14 protein-coding genes and 3 pseudogenes are annotated in these 17,402 nt (G+C 61.4%); 5 read left to right on the forward strand and 12 right to left on the reverse strand.

Translation table 11 applies throughout. From position 1 onward, the window contains the following. The first annotated feature begins 181 nt into the window (after nucleotides 1-181). From AABM54_RS10635 to rtcA, 4 genes and pseudogenes are all read left to right on the forward strand, one after another. Nucleotides 182-1,412, forward strand: a pseudogene (locus AABM54_RS10635) (RtcB family protein). Between the two features lie 4 nt (nucleotides 1,413-1,416). After that, nucleotides 1,417-2,496: a PBS lyase gene (locus AABM54_RS10640; protein ID WP_347905350.1), complete on the forward strand. Its 1,080-nt coding sequence runs from the start codon at nucleotides 1,417-1,419 to the stop codon at nucleotides 2,494-2,496. Nucleotides 2,497-2,515: 19 nt separating this feature from the next. Beyond that, on the forward strand, nucleotides 2,516-2,755 hold the full coding sequence (locus tag AABM54_RS10645; RefSeq protein WP_347905352.1) for a hypothetical protein: 240 nt from the start codon (nucleotides 2,516-2,518) through the stop codon (nucleotides 2,753-2,755). 212 nt (nucleotides 2,756-2,967) lie between these two features. Continuing rightward, nucleotides 2,968-3,996, forward strand: a complete 1,029-nt coding sequence (gene rtcA, locus AABM54_RS10650; protein ID WP_347905354.1) for an RNA 3'-terminal phosphate cyclase — start codon at nucleotides 2,968-2,970, stop codon at nucleotides 3,994-3,996. A 16-nt stretch (nucleotides 3,997-4,012) separates the two neighbouring features. Here rtcA and AABM54_RS10655 read toward each other — a convergent pair whose 3' ends face one another. The 3 genes from AABM54_RS10655 to AABM54_RS10665 are packed head-to-tail and all read right to left on the reverse strand — an operon-like array spanning nucleotide 4,013 to nucleotide 7,722. Continuing rightward, a complete protein-coding gene (locus AABM54_RS10655; protein ID WP_347905355.1) occupies nucleotides 4,013-5,110 on the reverse strand; it encodes an ABC transporter ATP-binding protein in 1,098 nt (365 codons plus the stop codon). Beyond that, nucleotides 5,107-6,702 carry an iron ABC transporter permease gene (locus tag AABM54_RS10660; protein WP_347905356.1) on the reverse strand — a complete coding sequence of 532 codons (1,596 nt, stop codon included), beginning with the start codon at nucleotides 6,700-6,702 and terminating at the stop codon, nucleotides 5,107-5,109. The genes AABM54_RS10655 and AABM54_RS10660 overlap by 4 nt, the downstream gene beginning before the upstream one ends. A gap of 3 nt (nucleotides 6,703-6,705) precedes the next feature. Beyond that, nucleotides 6,706-7,722, reverse strand: a complete 1,017-nt coding sequence (locus AABM54_RS10665) for an iron ABC transporter substrate-binding protein (RefSeq protein WP_347905357.1) — start codon at nucleotides 7,720-7,722, stop codon at nucleotides 6,706-6,708. A gap of 199 nt (nucleotides 7,723-7,921) precedes the next feature. Here AABM54_RS10665 and AABM54_RS10670 point away from each other — a divergent pair, with 199 nt between their 5' ends. Further along, the gene (locus AABM54_RS10670) at nucleotides 7,922-8,095 is read left to right on the forward strand and encodes a hypothetical protein (protein WP_347906316.1); all 174 of its coding nucleotides are present in this window, start codon (nucleotides 7,922-7,924) and stop codon (nucleotides 8,093-8,095) included. Nucleotides 8,096-8,145: 50 nt separating this feature from the next. Here AABM54_RS10670 and AABM54_RS10675 read toward each other — a convergent pair whose 3' ends face one another. From AABM54_RS10675 to AABM54_RS10715, 9 genes and pseudogenes are all read right to left on the reverse strand, one after another. Further along, nucleotides 8,146-8,901, reverse strand: coding sequence for an ABC transporter ATP-binding protein (locus AABM54_RS10675; RefSeq protein ID WP_347905358.1), 756 nt, complete (start codon nucleotides 8,899-8,901; stop codon nucleotides 8,146-8,148). Continuing rightward, complete coding sequence (locus tag AABM54_RS10680) at nucleotides 8,895-9,956, reverse strand: iron ABC transporter permease (RefSeq protein ID WP_347905359.1); 1,062 nt, start codon at nucleotides 9,954-9,956, stop codon at nucleotides 8,895-8,897. Before AABM54_RS10680 ends, AABM54_RS10675 begins: the two co-directional genes overlap by 7 nt. Then, nucleotides 9,953-11,149, reverse strand: a complete 1,197-nt coding sequence (locus AABM54_RS10685) for an ABC transporter substrate-binding protein (protein ID WP_347905360.1) — start codon at nucleotides 11,147-11,149, stop codon at nucleotides 9,953-9,955. The genes AABM54_RS10680 and AABM54_RS10685 overlap by 4 nt, the downstream gene beginning before the upstream one ends. Before the next feature lie 61 nt (nucleotides 11,150-11,210). Further along, entirely contained in the window at nucleotides 11,211-13,640 is a 2,430-nt protein-coding gene (locus AABM54_RS10690) for a TonB-dependent receptor (protein ID WP_347905362.1), read from the reverse strand. Between the two features lie 85 nt (nucleotides 13,641-13,725). Further along, a pseudogene (locus AABM54_RS10695) lies at nucleotides 13,726-14,698 on the reverse strand (FecR domain-containing protein). Then, entirely contained in the window at nucleotides 14,699-15,196 is a 498-nt protein-coding gene (locus AABM54_RS10700) for a sigma-70 family RNA polymerase sigma factor (protein WP_347905364.1), read from the reverse strand. It lies immediately after the preceding pseudogene. Between the two features lie 71 nt (nucleotides 15,197-15,267). After that, nucleotides 15,268-16,507 (reverse strand): annotated as a pseudogene (locus tag AABM54_RS10705) (MFS transporter). 56 nt (nucleotides 16,508-16,563) lie between these two features. Then, on the reverse strand, nucleotides 16,564-16,713 hold the full coding sequence (locus tag AABM54_RS10710) for a hypothetical protein (protein WP_347905365.1): 150 nt from the start codon (nucleotides 16,711-16,713) through the stop codon (nucleotides 16,564-16,566). A gap of 266 nt (nucleotides 16,714-16,979) precedes the next feature. Next, a complete protein-coding gene (locus AABM54_RS10715; RefSeq protein ID WP_347905366.1) occupies nucleotides 16,980-17,393 on the reverse strand; it encodes a VOC family protein in 414 nt (137 codons plus the stop codon). Nucleotides 17,394-17,402 lie beyond the last annotated feature (9 nt).

The following is a 17,402-nucleotide window of genomic DNA, read 5'->3' on the forward strand; positions in this document are numbered from 1 at the left end:
TTTTTACGCTTTGCCCGGCGAATGCCGGTGGAACTACAGGACAACGTGGACGCGGGTTCGAATCCCGTCAGCCGAAAGGCTGTAGCTCAGTGGTAGAGCGCGATGCATGTTTCACCCTTTGTTGTCGCCGCAGGCTCAAGAACAACGCCGAACGATCGGCCATCAGAAAAGAACTGAAGTCATGCAAGAACAAACAACATTCCAACTGCTCGAAGTCGCCAACGGCAAGCCGATCAAGATGTGGACGCAAGGCGTTCCGGTCGAAAACGAAGCAAAACAGCAACTGATGAACACCGCGAAGATGCCGTTCATCTTCAAGCACCTGGCAGTAATGCCCGATGTACACCTGGGCAAGGGCTCGACCATCGGCAGCGTGATCCCGACCGTAGGCGCGATCATTCCGGCGGCTGTCGGGGTGGACATCGGTTGCGGCATGATCGCGGCGTGCACGTCGCTGACCGCCGCGGATCTGCCGGACAACCTGCACGGTCTGCGCAGTGCCATCGAAAGAGCCGTACCTCATGGCCGTACGCTGGCCCGTGGTCGCCGGGACAAGGGAGCCTGGGAGGATATCCCGCAACAGGCTGACCAGGCCTGGGCGGCGCTCGATCCACGGTTCAAGGCGATCACGGACAAGTACCCGGCGCTGATCAACACCAACAACCGCAAGCACCTGGGCACGCTCGGCAGCGGCAACCACTTCATCGAGGTGTGTCTGGATGAGGCGAACCGGGTCTGGTTCATGCTCCACAGCGGGTCTCGCGGTGTCGGTAACGCCATCGGCAACCTGTTCATTCACCTGGCCCAGGACGATATGCGTCAGCACATCGCCAACCTGCCGGACCGCGACCTGGCCCTACTTCGAAGAAGGCAGCCAGCACTTCGATGACTACGTCGAAGCGGTGGGCTGGGCTCAGGATTTTGCCCGGCAGAACCGTGCGTTGATGATGCAGGCGGTGATTCAGGCGACACGCCAGATGATCAGCAAGCCGTTCGAGGTTGCGCTGGAGGCGGTGAACTGCCACCACAACTACGTGCAGAAAGAGCGGCATTTTGGTGAGGACGTGCTAGTCACCCGCAAAGGCGCGGTGTCAGCCAGGAAGGGTGAGCTGGGGATTATTCCAGGCTCCATGGGGGCCAAGAGTTTCATTGTGCGCGGGCTGGGTAATGAGGAGTCGTTCTGCTCCTGCAGCCACGGCGCCGGTCGTACCATGAGCCGCACCAAGGCAAAAAGCATGTTCACCGTCGAGGACCAGATCCGCGCCACCGCCCACGTGGAGTGCCGCAAGGATGCAGCGGTGATCGATGAAATACCGATGGCCTACAAGGACATCGACCACGTCATGCACGCCCAGCGCGAGTTGGTGGAAGTGCTGCACACCTTGCGTCAGGTGGTGTGTGTAAAGGGTTAGAGCCATGAAGTACATGAAGGAGCTGGAGCGTCTGCAAAGTGGTCCCTACCCACTGACAGACTACGAAATCGGACAACTGGAGCGGCTCGGTGCCAGCTTGCACTCCTCTGGTGATTGCAGCGGATGGGTGGTGCTCAGCCGGTTTGGTAACGGTTTCGTGCGGGAGATCGCGGTACGTGCGCTATCTGTTTGTGCATCGGTCGATGCCTTGGTCGCGTTGCTCGAACGGCTGAATGACTGGGTCCCCCAAGTGCGGCAGCAGGCCGCGATCAGCCTGGAAAGTTACCTGATGCCAGAGCGCGTTGGCCTGCTTTTACAGGTGCTGGCTCCGCTGATGTCGCTGGCCCACAAGCAACGGGCTGATCACGGGGTAATGCTGGCCAGAGTTCGCGATGTAATGAAGGCGCCGCAGGCCCATGGGGAGGTAGTGAAAGCCTTTGTTGCCTCTCAGGGAAAGGTTGCACGGTTTCTCTTCAGGTTGTTGCTTGAAGGCGTCGCGGATCCTGTTGAACTTCTGACGGTGGCACTCACTCATCGTGAAATGACGGTGAGGCAGATGGCGGTCGATGGTTGCGCTGCACTTCCCGTAGAAAAGGCCGTTGCGTTGTTGGAACTCGCCTTTGAAGCGCCAGGTTCCAGCGTTCGGGTCAAGGCACTGCGAGCGTTGCTGACACGTGTTGAAGACCCGCGTGAGCACGTGCGAGTCGCGCTACTGGATGTTTCTGCGGCCATGCGTTGCCTGGCCCGTTGGGCGGCGCCGCGCTGGCAGCTCGATTGCCGGAGCGTGTTGTTGGCGAGGCTCACCGAACCGCTCCCCAGCACCAAGCGTGAATGGCTTGGGGTGATCGGATTGGCCAAAGAGCTGAATGAACCGCAGGCGGACGCCCTGTTGCGGCAAGCGCTGGAAACGCCGTTGGTGAATGTTCGAATACCGGCGCTTGAGGCCCTTGGTGAAAGAGGTTTGATGCAGCAGATCAACGCACTGGATGATCCTTCGGACAAGGTTTTCAGGTGTGCGGTCGTTCTGCTTCGACAACAACCCTGGGCCAGCGTGGACGAGTCATTGGAGGACGCAATGGCATGAGTTGCCGGATCATCGCCGAATGGCGTTGCTGAGGCTCAAACCGTATTGGCGTCAGGTGGAGTACCTGCTCCGACGCCGTGACCAGGCGACTACCGATGTTGCCCATTGGCGTGAACGGATTGGCCGCTGGTGCGACGCCGGGTATCCCTTGGTCGATCCACAGACGCCCAGGGCTCTTCGCGAAGCGCTGTTACAACGTTTGCAAGTATTGGAAGGTGCCGGGGAATTGAGTCCGGGCACAATGAAGCGCCTGCGTTAAGGGCGATGGATTGAGCACAGGGAGTTGCTGTTGGTGTTGAGCGTTATCGATGGAGTCTGCAACAGTGGCCCCTCAGCGCATTGATTGCCAGCACCACGGATTGAAAGGAAAGAGAACGATGGAATTAGAAGATCGCCACCCGCTGAGCAGCGCGATGCGCGAGCGGGTATTGGAAGAGCTGGAGCACATAGGCACTACGCATAAGGATGGACATGAAACAGGATGTTATTGAACTGGACGGCGCTATCGGCGGCGGTCAGGTGTTACGCAGTGCGTTGAGCCTGTCGATGGTCACTGGACGGCCATTGAGCATCAAGAATATTCGGGCCAGGCGCAGCCGCCCCGGGTTGCTGCGTCAGCACCTGACGGCCGTGCTGGCGGCGGCTCAGGTGTGCGGGGCAACCGTGCAGGGCGCCGAGTTGGGCTCGCAGGTTTTGTCATTCATACCGGGGCCGATTCGCGGTGGCGACTTCAGCTTTGCCATTGGTACCGCCGGCAGTTGCACGTTGGTGTTGCAGACGCTGTTGCCGGCCTTGCTGCTGGCGCCCGAGGTCAGCCGAGTGAGGGTCTGCGGCGGCACCCACAATCCTTTGGCACCGCCCGCTGACTTTCTTGAGCTTGCCTGGCTGCCACAACTGCGGCGCATGGGGGCCAAGGTCGAATTGCAGTTGTTGCGTCACGGCTTTGTGCCGGCCGGGGGCGGTGAAGTGGAGGTGCTTGTCCAGCCATCTCGGCTTGTGCCGCTGCATCTGCTGGAGCGGGGTGCTTTGCTGACACAGCGCGCCACGGCGCTGATCGCCGGAATCGCGCCTCATGTGGCCGAGCGCGAACTGCAGCAAGTCGGCAAACGGCTGGGGATGACGCAAGACTCAATGCAGCGCATGGACCTTGATCAGGGGCGTGGGCCGGGCAATGTTCTGCTGCTGGAGTTTGTCTGTGAGCATGTGACCGAAGTGTTCAGCGCATTCGGCCAGTCAGGCCGCCGTGCAGAAGCGGTGGCGGATCAAGCGATCAATCAGGCCAGGGACTGGCTCGGCGGGGAGGCGGCGGTTGCCGAGCACCTGGCCGATCAACTGTTGATGCCAATGGCGCTGGCAGGTGGCGGAAGTTTCACCACACCGCGCATGACCGAGCACCTGCACAGCAACATCGCAGTGATCGAGCGCTTTCTGCCGGTCACCATCGAATGCCGTGAGGAAGGACCCGACAGGTTGAAGGTTGAGTGCCGTCCGTTGGCGTAATGAGTCGGGCTGGCGTTTAACTGCGTGATAGGTGAGTTGACGGGGCAAAAGCATGTGCATGTCCCACCGCGCTGATGTGCACCGTGCTGCCTTGTTCGGGGGCGTTGATACCGGTACTGCGGACCAGTAACGAGCGGTTGACCGCAGAACCGTTGAGGGTGGAATCAGTCGCCGTCAGTTCCACCGTCAAGGTGCAGGTGTTGCCCCCAAAGTCCCGTTCAGTGACCACCCCGAAACACCCTTGTGTCGGTGCGTGACTTACGTTCAGGCTGGAGACGTGGAGCTGCTCGGGTCGCAACATGATCCGCGCTGCACCATCAGGCGAACTGGCATTGACGTGGATGTGCCCCAGGTCGCAAGCGGCCCGACCATCCTTGATCAACGCCGGCAGTACCACGGCGTCACCGAGGAAAAACGCTGTTTCTTCATCATGCGGTTGCAGGTACAGGTCCATGGGGGCACCGGCCTGCACTAGTTTTCCCTGGCGCATGACGGCCAATTGATCGGCAAAGGACAGCGCTTCCGCCTGATCGTGGGTCACCAGGATGGTGGTGACGCCAGCCTCGCTGAGCAGCCTGGCGACCATTTTGCGCATCGAGGCTCGCAGGCCGGTGTCCAGCGCGGAAAAGGGTTCATCCAGCAGCATCAGTCTCGGGCGTTGTGCCAGGGCGCGGGCCAGGGCTACACGCTGTTGTTGGCCACCGGACAGTTCGTGGGGCCAGCGCTGGCCCATGGCGGGGGGCAGCGCAACCATGTCCATGAGTTCGGCAATCCGTTCGTGTTTCGAGGCGGCGTTGCCTGCAAGACCGAAACCGATGTTGCCGGCCACTGTCATGTGTGGGAACAGCGCGCCGTCCTGCGGCACGTAGCCGATCAGCCGTCGGTGCGCCGGTACTTCTGTCGTGTTGTCGACCAGGGTCTGACCGTTGAGTGTGATGCTGCCCGAGTCGGGCAGTTCGAAGCCGGCGATCATCCGCAGCAGAGTGGTTTTACCGGACCCTGAAGGACCGACAATCGCGGTGCGGCTGCCGGTCGCGATGGACAGATGGATATTTTCCAGTGCCCGCTGCGAACCAAAGGATTTGGAGATCGAGGTCAGTTCAAGAGCGTTCATCGGCCTGCCGTACGTTTGGATTGGTGATAAAGAAGACCGGTCAGTGGCAGCGAAAGCAGGATCATGATCAGCGCATAAGGTGCCGCGGCGGCATAGTCGATTTCGCTGGTCATCGCCCAGAACCCGGTGGTCAGTGTGCGTGTACCGTTGGGCGCGAGCAGCAGGGTGGCTGTCAGTTCGTTGGTAATCGCCAGGAACACCAGTGCTGCGCCAGCGGCGGCACCCGGCGCCGCCAGACGCAGGGTGATCAGCCATAGTGCACGGGCGGGTGACCGACCGAGGCTTCGGGCCATGTTTTCCAGCTCGACGGGGGCCTGGGCAATGCCGGCCCGCAAACTGACCAGGGCTCTGGGCAAAAACATCAGCAGGTACGCCAGCAACACCGTCACGGTGGTCTGGTAAATGGGCCGGGCAAAATGGATGGTGATGGTCACCAAGGCCAGCGCCACGACGATGCCCGGTAATGAACTGGTGATGTAATTGCAGCTTTCGAGCACGCGGGGCAGGCGTCCCGGTGAGCGGATCGACAGCCAGGCGATCGGAATTGCCGCGCACGTGGTGAGGGCCGCGCCGGCCGCGCCCAACAACAACGTCTGCTGCAGCGCGGGTAGCAGCTCGTCGAGTTGCCAGACGTGCGTGCCGCCCGCGATCAGCCATTTACCGAGCGTGATCAATGGCACCCCAAGCGCCAATGCGCTGGTCGTGACCATGAGCAGTTGCGCCACCCATCGAGCCTTGCGACTCAGGCGCGCTGTTCGCTGCTCGCGGGCACTTCCAGAACCCACGCGCGCGTAACGCGCCTTGCCACGGGCCGCCGACTCAAGGGTCAGCATCGCCAGGCAGCACAGCGCAAGTACGCCGGCCAGCATTTGCGCGGCAGGGCCGTTGAAGGTGGATTTGAACTGGTCAAATATTGCGGTGGTGAACGTGTCGAAACGGATCATTGCGTACAGGCCATATTCGGCCAGCAGGTGCAGTCCGACGAGCAAGGCGCCGCCGCAGATTGCCAGCCGCAATTGCGGCAACACAACCCGGAAGAACACGGCCCAGGGCTTGAGCCCCAGCGACTCGGCGACATCTTCGATGGCCGGATCAAGGCGCCGCAACGTGGCGGCAACCGGTAAATAGAGGAACGGGAAGTAGGCGATCACCGAGACCAGCACTCCGGCAAACAACCCATGAATCGGTGGCACCAGGCTGACCCAGGCGTAACTGTGAACGAAGGCTGGTACCGCCAGCGGCGCGGTTGCCAGCAATGACCAGGCGCGACGTCCCGGCAGGTTGGTGCGTTCGGTCAACCAGGCCAGCGCGACACCCAATGCGATGCACAGCGGTATCGTGATCAGCACCAGCAACACGGTGTTGAGCATCAATTCTGCAACCCGTGGCCGGAAGACCAGCGCAACGAGGGTCGACCATCCGGTCTGTACGGACACGCCAATCACGAACACCAGCGGCAACAGCGCCAGCAGTGAAACCAGCACCGATAATCCGACCACCCACGCGCCGCTGCGGCTCCCAAAGGAGCCGCGTGATCGCCTGCGCAGGTGAACGGGAACCGCCGAAGCGACTCCCGCGATTGGTTCGGGCATCAATTACAGCAGCCCGGCCTGAGTCATCAGCTCGACAGCCTTCTTACTGTTGAGCTTGGAGACATCGACCGCAGGTGCGTCCAATTGTTGAAGCGGAACCAGTTTCGGGTTGGAGGTGGCGTTTGCACCCACTGCGTACTCGAACGAATTGCCGGTCTTGAGAATGCCCTGGCCTTCTTTGCCAGTGACCCACTTCAGGAACGCCTGAGCTTCATCCTGGTGTTTGCTGGACGCCAGCACGCCACCGCCGGACAGGCTGACAAAGGCGCCCGGGTCTTTGTGCTTGAAGTAATAGAGGGCTGTGTTCTTGCTGTTCTCGCCGGTTTTGGACTGGTCGACGAAGCTGTAGTAGTGGTAGATCACGCCGCTGTCGACCTGGCCGGCATTGACGGCTTTGAGCACTGCGCTGTTACCCCGGTAGACGGAGGCATTGGTCTTCATCGCCTTGAGCCAGTCAAGGGTGGCGGCTTCACCTTTGAGTTCCAGTACAGCGGCAACGATGGCCTGGAAGTCGGCGCCCGCAGGCGAGGCGGCCCAGCGACCTTTCCAGCTTGGGGACGCCAGGTCGAGGAGGGATTTGGGCAGGTCGGCTTCGGTCAGCTTGCTTTTGTTGTAGACGAACACTGTGGAGCGCGCCGCGATGCCGACCCACTTGCCATGAGCCGGACGATAGGTCGAGCCGACTTGTTCCAGAGTGGTCGGGGCAACTGGCGCGAACAGGCCGGCGTTGTCCACCAGCACCATGGCCGGCGAGTTTTCGGTCAGGAACACATCGGCGGGGGACGACGCGCCTTCCTGCACGATCTGGTTGCCCATTTCGGTGTCATCACCGTTGCGAACCGTGACCTTGATCCCGGTCTCACGAGTGAAACCCTCCACCCAGGCCTTGGTCAGGCTTTCGTGTTGCGCGTTGTAGACCACGATGCCGTCGGCACTTGGCGCCGCGTAGGCCTGGCCGGCGCTGACAAGTGCAGTGGCCAGCAGGGCCTTTTTGAGGAAAGAAGGGATACGAGTGATCATTCTGTCTGCAGCTCCTGGAGGGTTTTCGGCAACGGGTTCGCACCGCAAGCAGGCCCGCGCCTTAAGCGTAGACCAGAGCAATCAATGCGAATTGTTTGCATTCGAATTCTGCCGGGGAATTTAGAGCCGGGAATGAGAAAAAAACGTCAAATAAACGGTTAACGAATGTCATTTCCGTTGGGCGAACGACACGGCGCAGGTGCTCGCCCCGGCATTGCTTGGGTCGGACAATGGCAGGGCCGTAAACGTTGCCGTGTACCGCTTTGTGAAAATCGCCTTCGACAAGGAATACGTCGCCCACAACCGCAGCGGCGACATCATTGATGTGGGCGCCCCTCGCACCCTTGGCCTGGTGCTGCGTTACGACCTGTAAACCATCCGCGAGGAGTACTCCCCGCATCTGGTTTTAGCGTGCGGGATGCTTCAGACGATATCGTCGATCAGGATATGGCTCAGTTCCCTGGAGCATGTCTCGATCCGGGTTTCGATTCGATAGACCTCTCGCAACATCTGGACCGTGATCACCTCTTCACTGGGGCCGCAGCCCTGAGTGGTGCCGTTGGCGATCACCAGCACCTGATCGGCAAACCGCAGAGCCTGATTCAAGTCATGGATTGCGATAAACACAATGATCTGCCGACGCCGGGCCAATGATTTCATGAAGTTCAGCACCTGTACCTGGCGGTGCATGTCCAATGCGCTGGTTGGCTCGTCCATCAGCAGGACTTCCGGTTCGCGCACCAGGGTCTGGGCAATGGAGACCAGTTGTTGCTGGCCACCGCTGAGTTCACTCAGATTGCGTGACGCCAGCATGCTGATCCCCAATGCATCGAGTACCTGATCCACCTGCTGGAGTTCGTCATCCTGCACCACCCAGCCGGGGCTTTGTTGTTTGCGCGCCAGCAGGATCGATTCGTAAACCGTCAGCCTGGCACTGCCATTAAGGCCCTGAGGCATATAACAAATGCCGTCGGGGCCTTTTTGCGAGTGCTGCACGATCACCCGGCCGGGCCCTTCGAGCAATCCGGCCATGCGTTTGAACAGGGTGGATTTGCCCGCTGCGTTCGGCCCTACCACTGCAATCACCTGGCCGGCGGTAAAGGTCCCGGTGCTGATGCCTGACAGGATCGGGCGATTGCCGTAATGGGCGCCGATGTTCTTCAGTTGAAGGGTCACCATGATTGTTTCTTCCCACCCAGAATCAATGCGATGAAAAAGGGCACGCCGATCAGCGAGGTGACCACACCGATGGGGAAGATCGCCCCGGGAATTAATGTCTTGCTGACCACCGAACTGGCGGAGAGGATCAGTGCCCCGGTCAGCAGGGACGCGGGCAGAAAGAAGCGCTGGTCTTCGCCGATCAGCATCCGGGCGATGTGTGGCCCCACCAGGCCGATGAAGCCGATGGTGCCGACGAACGCTACCGGAAATGACGCAAGCAGGCTGACCATGATCAGCGTCTGAAATCGCAGGCGCCGCACATTGATGCCGAAACTCGCGGCCTTGTCGTCACCCAGGCGCAGGGCGGTCATGGCCCAGGCACGGTGGGCGAAGATCGGCAGGGTGATCAGGATCACGGCGCCAATCACTGCGAGCTTGGGCCAGGTGGCTTTCGTCAGGCTGCCCATGGTCCAGAACACCACGGCGGCGACCGCTTGTTCGGTGGCGAAAAACTGCACCAGCGCGAGCAACCCATTGAAGGTGAACACCAGCGCAATACCCAGCAAGACGATGGTTTCGGCCGTGACGCCACGGCGCAGGCTGAGGAAGTGGATCAGCAGGGCCGAGAGCATCGCCATGATGAACGCGTTGATCGGCACCATGTACTGCGCGGCCAGTGGAAACAGCGCCACCCCGAAGGCGAGGCCCAGGGCCGCGCCGAAACTGGCGGCGGCGGAAATGCCGAGGGTGAACGGGCTGGCCAAAGGGTTGTTGAGGATGGTCTGCATCTGCGCGCCGGCCAGGGACAGCGCGGCGCCGACTGCCACCGCCATGAGGGCCACGGGCAGGCGGATCTCCCACATCACCACACGGACCTGAGCTGCCGCCGTGTCCGGCGACAACAATGCATTGAGCACTTCGCCCAAACGGTAGCGGGCCGGTCCCAGCGCCAGGTCGAGCAGCACGCTGAATATCAACAGCAGCACCAGCGCCACCAGCACCAGGCGCTTTCGCAGTACGCGGTGGCGGTAAATATCGCCTTGGGTAATGTGTGCCGTATCCGGGGTGTTCATGGTGTGACCTGCGAGGGTTTCAGGCTGACGAAGTAACCCGGTTCGTAAGGCACGGGAAGGAAACGTTGATGCAGTTCGCGCAATGCGGCTTCGGGATCAAGGTCGGCGAACAACGTGGGGTGAAACCACTTGGCCAGTTGCTGGATCGCCACGAACTGATAAGGGCTGTTGTAGAACTGATGCCAGATCGCGTGGAATTCATGCTCGCGCTGGGCCTTGATACCGCTGTAGGCCGCACGCCGGGTGTACCACTGCAATTTGCGCTGAGCTTCTTCCAGGTCGGCGCCGGGGCCGAGGCCGACCCAGTGACCGGATGGTGCGAACGCCTCCCAGTTGGCGCTGGTGACCACCACCTGATCGGGATTGGCGACAATCACCTGCTCCGGGTTCAGTTGTCCGAAGGTGCCGGTAATGATGTGTTTGGCGATGTTGTCGCCACCGGCCATGTCGACGAACCGGCCGAAGTTTTCATCGCCAAAACTCAGGCAGCAATCGTCGGTGTAGCCGCCGATGCGTTCGATGAACACCTTTGGGCGCGGTGGCTGGTTGGCGGCAATGACCTCGGTGACGCGACGAATCTGCTCGTTGCGAAACGCGATGAAGGCTTCGGCCTGTTGCGGCTTGCCAAACAGTTGGCCGAACAGGCGCACGGTCGGTTCAGTGTTCTGCATCGGGTTGTTGCGAAAGTCGACGTAAACCACGGGAATTCCCAGTGCGTCGAGCTTCTCGATGTAGCGGGCGTCTTCGGTGGCGTGTTGGGCCTCGATGTTGAGGATGATCACATCGGGTTGTTGGGAAATCGCTTGCTCGATGTCGAACGTGCCGTCTTCGAAACCGCCGAATGCCGGGATTTTTGCGATGTCGGGAAATGCCCGCAGGTAGGCGTTGTAGGTGTCCGGGTCGGACTGGATCAAGTCCTTGCGCCAACCGACAATCCGCTCGATCGGGTTGTGCGTGTCCAGCGCAGCGACCAGGTACAACTGGCGACCTTCGCCCAGGATCACGCGCCTGACGGGCAGGTGAACCTTGACCTCACGGCCAAGCAGGTCGGTGACACGCGTCAGCGCAGGGTTGTTGTCTGCGCTGGCCGCAAGCACAGGGCGCGGGCTGATGGAACAAAACAGTACTGCGCCAAGCAACCCGCCAAACAGCAGGGTTGCGAGTACGCGGCGGCGCGGGTGGAAAAATGCCATGGCAAAGATCTCGGCCTGGGGCAGCGTGGCAACGACTCACGTCGTTGCGCACGCCGAGGGGTCAGAAGTCGACGGTGGCCGACAGTTGCAAGGTGCGCGGCGAGCCTTGGGAGAAGGCGCCATACGAGGCGACCCCGGACCAGGACTCACGGTCGAACACGTTCTGCACGGTGGCGCGCAACGTGGTCGGCCGACCGTCGAGGGTGGTGGTGTAGCGGGCACCGGCATCAATGCGGGTCCAGGGGTCGAGTTCCTGGGTATTGGCCTGGTTGACGTATTGGCTGGCGGTGTAGATGGCGCCGCTGGTCAGCGTCAGGCCTTCGATCCACGGCGTGTCCCACTCGGCCCACAGATTGGCCTGGGTGTCGGGCACGCCCACCGGTTTGTTGCCGCGGTTGGCGGCCGTACCACTTTTGGTGAGTTCGGCGTCGAGCAGGGTGATGCCGCCGAGCAGGCGGGTGCCTTCGGCGATCTCACCAAACAGGTTCAATTCGACGCCGCGGTTACGCTGCTCGCCCTGGACCGAGAACACGCCATCGGACAGTTCACCGCTTGGCTTTTTGATCTGGAACAGGCTCAGCGTCGAGGTGAAGGTGCCGTAGTCGACCTTTACCCCGACTTCCTGTTGCCGTGAGATGTACGGGGCAAAGATCTGCCCCGAGTTGGACGCCGTGGACGGGGCGACATCGCCCTTGCTCAGGCCTTCGATGTAGTTGTAGTAGAACGACACGTGGTCCCAGGGCTTGACCACCACGCCAAATAAAGGCGTTGTCGCGCTCTTGTCGTAGGAGGTGGTGACAGCACCGGCCGCGTTGTAGTTGTCGGACTGGATATCTTGCTTGCGCAGGCCCAAGGTGACTTGCAGGCGTTCATCCAGTACCGACACGGTGTCGGCCAGTGCCACGCCGGACAGTTGGGTTTCGGACACCTTCAACGCATCCGGGGTGGCGATGGAGGGTTTGGGGCGATCCACCGGGTGATAGATGTTCGAGAGGATCGCCGGGCCGGACAGTATGCCTCTGGACAGTTCGTCGCGATAACGGGTGACTTGCACGGTGGCGGCATGGCTGACCGGTCCGGTATCGAAGCGGGCACGTGCGCCGGCATCGACGGTGTAGCGTTCGACTTCGAATTTGTAATACCCCGGAATCGACGAGGTATCACCCGCGCTGTTGAGGAGGGTCGGGGTCTGGTCGGACAGTCGCGCCACGTCCGATTTACCGCCCCCGGCATGGGCAAACAGGGTCACGGTCTCGTTCAGGTCGTACTCGGTGCTCAGCAGTGCAGCCTTGTCGCGGGTTTCGGCCCAGCCCCAATCCTGGGTCACGTTCTTGCTGCCATTGGCGGCCGAAGGGACATCGACGCCACGGGCGATCAGGAATGGCCGCGAGGGCGCATCGAACTCTTCTTGCTGACTGATCAGGTCCAGGCTGGTGCGCAGTCGCTCGCCCTGGTAGTCAAGGGAAATCGCGCCAATGTCGACATCCCTCGATTGCTTGTCGATCGAGGTGTCACCTTGCTGGGTGCTGCCGTTGATGCGCACGCCGAACTGGCGTTCGTCACCGAAGCGCCGACTGAGGTCCAGGTGCCCGCCGACTTGCGAATCCGTGGCGTAGGTGGCAGTGAAACGGGTCAGGTCTTCGTCCAGCGAACGCTTGGGAACGATGTTGATCACGCCGCCGACCCCGCTGTTGGGTGACATGCCGTAGAGCAGGGCACCGGGACCTTTGATCACTTCAACGCGCTCGGCATATTCGGTGAATACCCGGTAGTTGGGCGCCACACCGTAGACCCCGTCGAACGCCAACTCCCCCAGGTTGCCTTCGCCCACCGGGAACCCGCGAATGAAGAACGAATCAACGACACCCCCGGTCTGCCCGGTCGAACGCACCGAGGAGTCGCGCTCCAGCACATCGGCGACAGTGACTGCCTGTTGGTCCTTGATCAGGGTGGCGGTGTAGTTGCTGACGTTGAAAGGCACGTCCATGACGTCTTTGTTGCCCAGTAACCCCAGCCGCCCGCCACGGGCCACCTGACCGCCGCTGTAGACCGCCGGCAGGCTGTCGGTGCGACCGTCGGTGCCGCTGACAGTGGTTTCGGAAAGGGTCAGGCCGCCGGCCGTTTCAGCGGGGCGTTTGACCAAGGTGTAACTGCCGTCGGGGCGGGCCACCAGTTCCAGGCCGCTGCCAGCCAGTAATCGGTTGACGGCTTCTTGTGCAGAGAAGCGTCCGGACAGCCCGGCGCTGGTCAGGCCTTCTGTCAGCGAGGGTTGGAACGACAGCGCGATGCCGACGTCGATGGCAAACCCCGACAGTGTCGAACCCAGAGGGCCGGGTGCAATGTGGTAGGTACGCGGGGCAACGGTATCCAGTTGCGCAGGCGCAGCCGCCCAGATGCAGGGGCTGGCGGCTGTCAGGGCGAGGCTGAGCAGCGCACGGCGCAACGCCGGTTTGAGTGAGCGATCCGAAGGCAGGGGGCGAGCAACAGACATGGCGTGATGACTCTTTCGACAAGGTTGAGAAGTGCTTCCTTCCCTAGCCAGTCGAGATGGGAAAAAGTATCACCCCTGGACAGATTTATTTTGCGCGGGGTTCAGCCGCCGAGAGCATTACCCAATAACCGTTCAAGTGCCCGGTGACCACCACCGGATAGGTTTGCACCAGCATCTTCAGGGTGCGCTCGGTATCGCTGATGGGAAAGGCACCGGAGATGCGCAGGTCGGCGATCGCCGGGTCGCAGCGCACGAACCCTTTGCGATAACGCCCCAGTTCACCCAGGAAGTCGATCAGGCGCAGGTTGTCGGCCATCAACATGCCCTGGGCCCCACGCACTGAGGGAGGCGTTTGCCGGGGACAGCGGTGCGAAGCGCTCGGTGGAAAAGTCCGTGCGCTGCCCCGCGTTGACGATCAGCGGTGCCTCGCGCCCTGCATTGGCCAGATCGACCCGCACGGCACCTTCCAGTACGGCCAGTTGGGTGCGGGCGCCGTACTCGCGGACGGTAAACCGGGTGCCCAACGCCTGCATCCGCCCTTCATGGGTGCTGACCCGAAAAGGTCGGGCACGGGGCGAGGTGTCCGGTGCGGTCTGCACGAGGATTTCGCCCTGGCGCAGCTGGATCAGGCGCTGGTCGGTGTCGAATCGTATGTCGATGGCCGTGTCGGTGTTCAGCGTGACCTGCGAGCCGTCGGCCAGGGTCAGGGCGCGACGCTCGCCGACCGCCGAGCGAACATCGGCTGTCCAGTGTTGCGACTCGAGCAGTTTCCAGCTCCCCCAACCGGTCGGGAGCAGCGCCAGCAACGTTGCGAGTTTTGCCACGGCGACCCGACGGCTCGGGTTGCTGGGGCGATCCAGGGCTGACATCGCCAGTGCTGGCGGCAGCCCCCCCAATTTACCGAGTAACAATTGCGCCCGCGCCCAGGCGCGGTGCCGTTCCGGGCTGCTGGTGCGCCAGCGTTCCCATTCGGCCTTGTCAGCCTCGCTCACATTGCTTTGGCTCAAGCGCATCAGCCAGTCGGCGGCCTCGTCGAGTGCCCGAAGGTCGGCGGACATCTATTCCACCAGCGCCAGGCATTGCAGGAATGCCTGTTTCATGTAGCGCTTGACGGTAATCAGCGAGACCCCGAGTTGCCCGGCAATGTCCTCATACTTCATCCCGGCGATCTGTGACAACAGAAAGGTCCGCTTTACTGGGGCGGGAAGGGTGTCGAGCATGGCGTCTATCTCGTGCAGCGTTTCCAGGATCAGGTAACGCTTTTCCGCCGAGGGGGCTTCGGGCTCGGGCATCAGCGCCAGGGCTTCGAGGTAGGCGCGCTCCAGTACCTTGCGCTGGTACCAGTTGACAAGAATGCCCTTGGCCACACAACTCAAATAGGCGCGTGGTTCTTCGATGACCGCCACCCGTGAGGCGAGGATCCGGGTAAAGGTGTCGTGGGCCAAGTCCGCCGCATCCAGTGCGTTGCCCAGCTTTTTGCGCAGTCGCGCATACAACCAGCCGTGATGGCCGCTATAGAGGGCTTCGACAGTGCGCAGGTGGTGTGCATCGCTCATGGAGGGATCGATTGTTTGTAATTGAGAAGTATTCCCAATGCTAGTGTAGAGCGAACCGACCGCGCAAGCGTTCAATCATCGGACGGTTGCAGGCCAGGCTGCGCAACGCTCATCCGGTAGCGCAACGCGACCAGTACCGCCAAAGCGACCACGTACGCCAGGCAAACGAACAGATAGGTGTATTGCAGGCCAACGTGCTGGCTCAACAAACCGCCCACTGCGATACCGCCAATCGAGGCGAACTGCGCGGTACTTTGCGCCATGCCCAGTACGTGGCCCTTGTTCGCTGCTGTCGGCGGATCTGGAGATCAGGGCCATCAGCACCGGCGTGGTCGCCCCCAGCAAAACACCCCAAATGAAATAAGCACCGGCAAACAGCACCGGGTCGCGGGTGACGGTAGTCAGCGCGGTCACTCCCACACATCCCCCCACGACCCAGGTCATGCGTTGTAAGGTTCGGGGCGCTGAGCAGTATTCGAAGTACTTCGACCAGAGGGTTGCCGAGACGATAAACCCCAATGCCAGCAAGCCGTAGCACAGGCCGACGAGCCCGTTACTGACGTCGAACAGGGTGCCAAGATAAAGTGAAAACGAGGTTTGCGGGAGCATTCGAGCCAGCAGCAGGATGCCCATGACGGTCAGCAGGGGAGCCAGGCTGGAGAGCGTTGAGCGACGTTGGGCGCTGCTCATGGCGTGTGCATCCGGAGCTTTTTTCGCGGCTGCCGGCACATCCGGAAGGGTCAAGGCCGCGACCACGGTACACAGCGCGCACAGCAGCGAGGCAATGAAGTTGATCCAGAAAAACGTCGCGTAATCGAGGATCAGCCCGCCCAGCACCGCCCCCAGCACGGCCCCGACGTTGGTTGAAATTTGCAGTATCGCGAACAGTCGCGCGCGGCGGGCCGGTGCTTCGATGCTGACCCCGTAGGCCTGTGCCGGCGCGATGTAGCCAGCGCAGGCACCCTGCAGGAAACGCAACACCAGGATCGTCCAGACATCTGTCGCAAACGCCAGCCCGAGCTGGGTCAGCGACAGGCCCGCCAAGGCCCGGACCATCATCCATTTATGACCATAACGGTCGCCGATACGCCCCCAGAATGGGCTGGTCAGCATGATGCCCAGCATCGGCCCGACATACACTGCAATGCTGGCAAAGCTGAACAGTCCGGGTGCCGAAGTCAGCTCATGCAAGTGAACCGGCCAGAAGGGGCCGCTCATTTCCATCGCACCCATGGAGATCAGTTGGATGGCAAACAACAGATAAACCAGCAGTCTGATTCGCTCACCTTGAGCGGCACCGGCATGGGACATTGAACAGCCTCGGTCTGGTTTGCGGTATCAAGCCTGCAGCACCGCTGGAGCCGGTTTCAATTCATGGCGTCGTAGGGCAGCAATACGGTATCGAGCGCGGCGTCGACGGGGAGGGTTGCGATGGCAACGACCGGGCAGACAATGGAGAACCAGCAGAAGATTGTGGCGTAGCCGTCATAGCCGGTGGCGCCTCGGGTGGTCAGCAATTCGATGTTGGACTGGGTGCCCTTGTAATAGTCGTAACCGGTGTACGAGCTGCTTGCCCGTGCGATGAATGTGCCGCAGCCGGACAGTGCAATGGCCGAGAGTATGAGAAGGGAGCTGAGCGCTTTGATGATGCCGTTCCTTAGCGTGTTGAGGGCGCGCAGTTTCTCATCGGGGCAGGCAGAATGCTACTAACCCGTGTTCAGGGCAGGGAGTGGTGGCGGGCCCTGGCCGGTGGCCAGAGCCCGATGCATCGAGGCAGGTCAGTTCACTGCTCGGTTTCGCAGTTGACCATCCACGGCACGCCAAAGCGGTCCACCAGCATGCCGAAGCGTACCGCCCAGAAGGTTGCCTCCAGCGGCATTTGCACCGTGCCCCGGTCTGCCAGTGCGGTGAAGATTCGTTCGGCCTCGGCAATCCGGGTGACGTTCAGCGACACCGAGCAGCCGCTGATGCCGTTGTAGGGGCGCTCGGGCGTCGTGTCCGAGCCCATGAGCACCTGGTCTCCAACGAGCAGGCGGACATGGATGATTCGGTCCCGGCAATCTTCCGGGACGTGGTCGCGGGCAGGTGTTTCGCCGAAGGTCAGCATGGTTTCGATGGTGCCGTGCAGGCATTGCGCGTAGAAGGTGAACGCCTCTTTGCAATCACCGTTGAAGATCAGGTAGGGATTGATTTTCATGGTTGACTC

It is taken from the genome of Pseudomonas purpurea (genome assembly GCF_039908635.1).
Classification (GTDB): Bacteria; Pseudomonadota; Gammaproteobacteria; order Pseudomonadales; family Pseudomonadaceae; genus Aquipseudomonas; species Aquipseudomonas purpurea.

Bases quoted from the DNA above. Each gene is read 5' to 3' on its own strand.
- AABM54_RS10660 (WP_347905356.1), bottom strand. From the start codon at position 6,702: ATGCCCGAACCAATCGCGGGAGTCGCTTCGGCGGTTCCCGTTCACCTG.
- AABM54_RS10700 (WP_347905364.1), bottom strand. From the start codon at position 15,196: ATGAGCGATGCACACCACCTGCGCACTGTCGAAGCCCTCTATAGCGGC.
- rtcA (WP_347905354.1), top strand. From the start codon at position 2,968: ATGAAACAGGATGTTATTGAACTGGACGGCGCTATCGGCGGCGGTCAG.
- AABM54_RS10690 (WP_347905362.1), bottom strand. From the start codon at position 13,640: ATGTCTGTTGCTCGCCCCCTGCCTTCGGATCGCTCACTCAAACCGGCG.
- AABM54_RS10685 (WP_347905360.1), bottom strand. From the start codon at position 11,149: ATGGCATTTTTCCACCCGCGCCGCCGCGTACTCGCAACCCTGCTGTTT.
- AABM54_RS10645 (WP_347905352.1), top strand. From the start codon at position 2,516: ATGGCGTTGCTGAGGCTCAAACCGTATTGGCGTCAGGTGGAGTACCTG.
- AABM54_RS10665 (WP_347905357.1), bottom strand. From the start codon at position 7,722: ATGATCACTCGTATCCCTTCTTTCCTCAAAAAGGCCCTGCTGGCCACT.
- AABM54_RS10675 (WP_347905358.1), bottom strand. From the start codon at position 8,901: ATGGTGACCCTTCAACTGAAGAACATCGGCGCCCATTACGGCAATCGC.
- AABM54_RS10715 (WP_347905366.1), bottom strand. From the start codon at position 17,393: ATGAAAATCAATCCCTACCTGATCTTCAACGGTGATTGCAAAGAGGCG.
- AABM54_RS10655 (WP_347905355.1), bottom strand. From the start codon at position 5,110: ATGAACGCTCTTGAACTGACCTCGATCTCCAAATCCTTTGGTTCGCAG.
- AABM54_RS10640 (WP_347905350.1), top strand. From the start codon at position 1,417: ATGAAGTACATGAAGGAGCTGGAGCGTCTGCAAAGTGGTCCCTACCCA.
- AABM54_RS10680 (WP_347905359.1), bottom strand. From the start codon at position 9,956: ATGAACACCCCGGATACGGCACACATTACCCAAGGCGATATTTACCGC.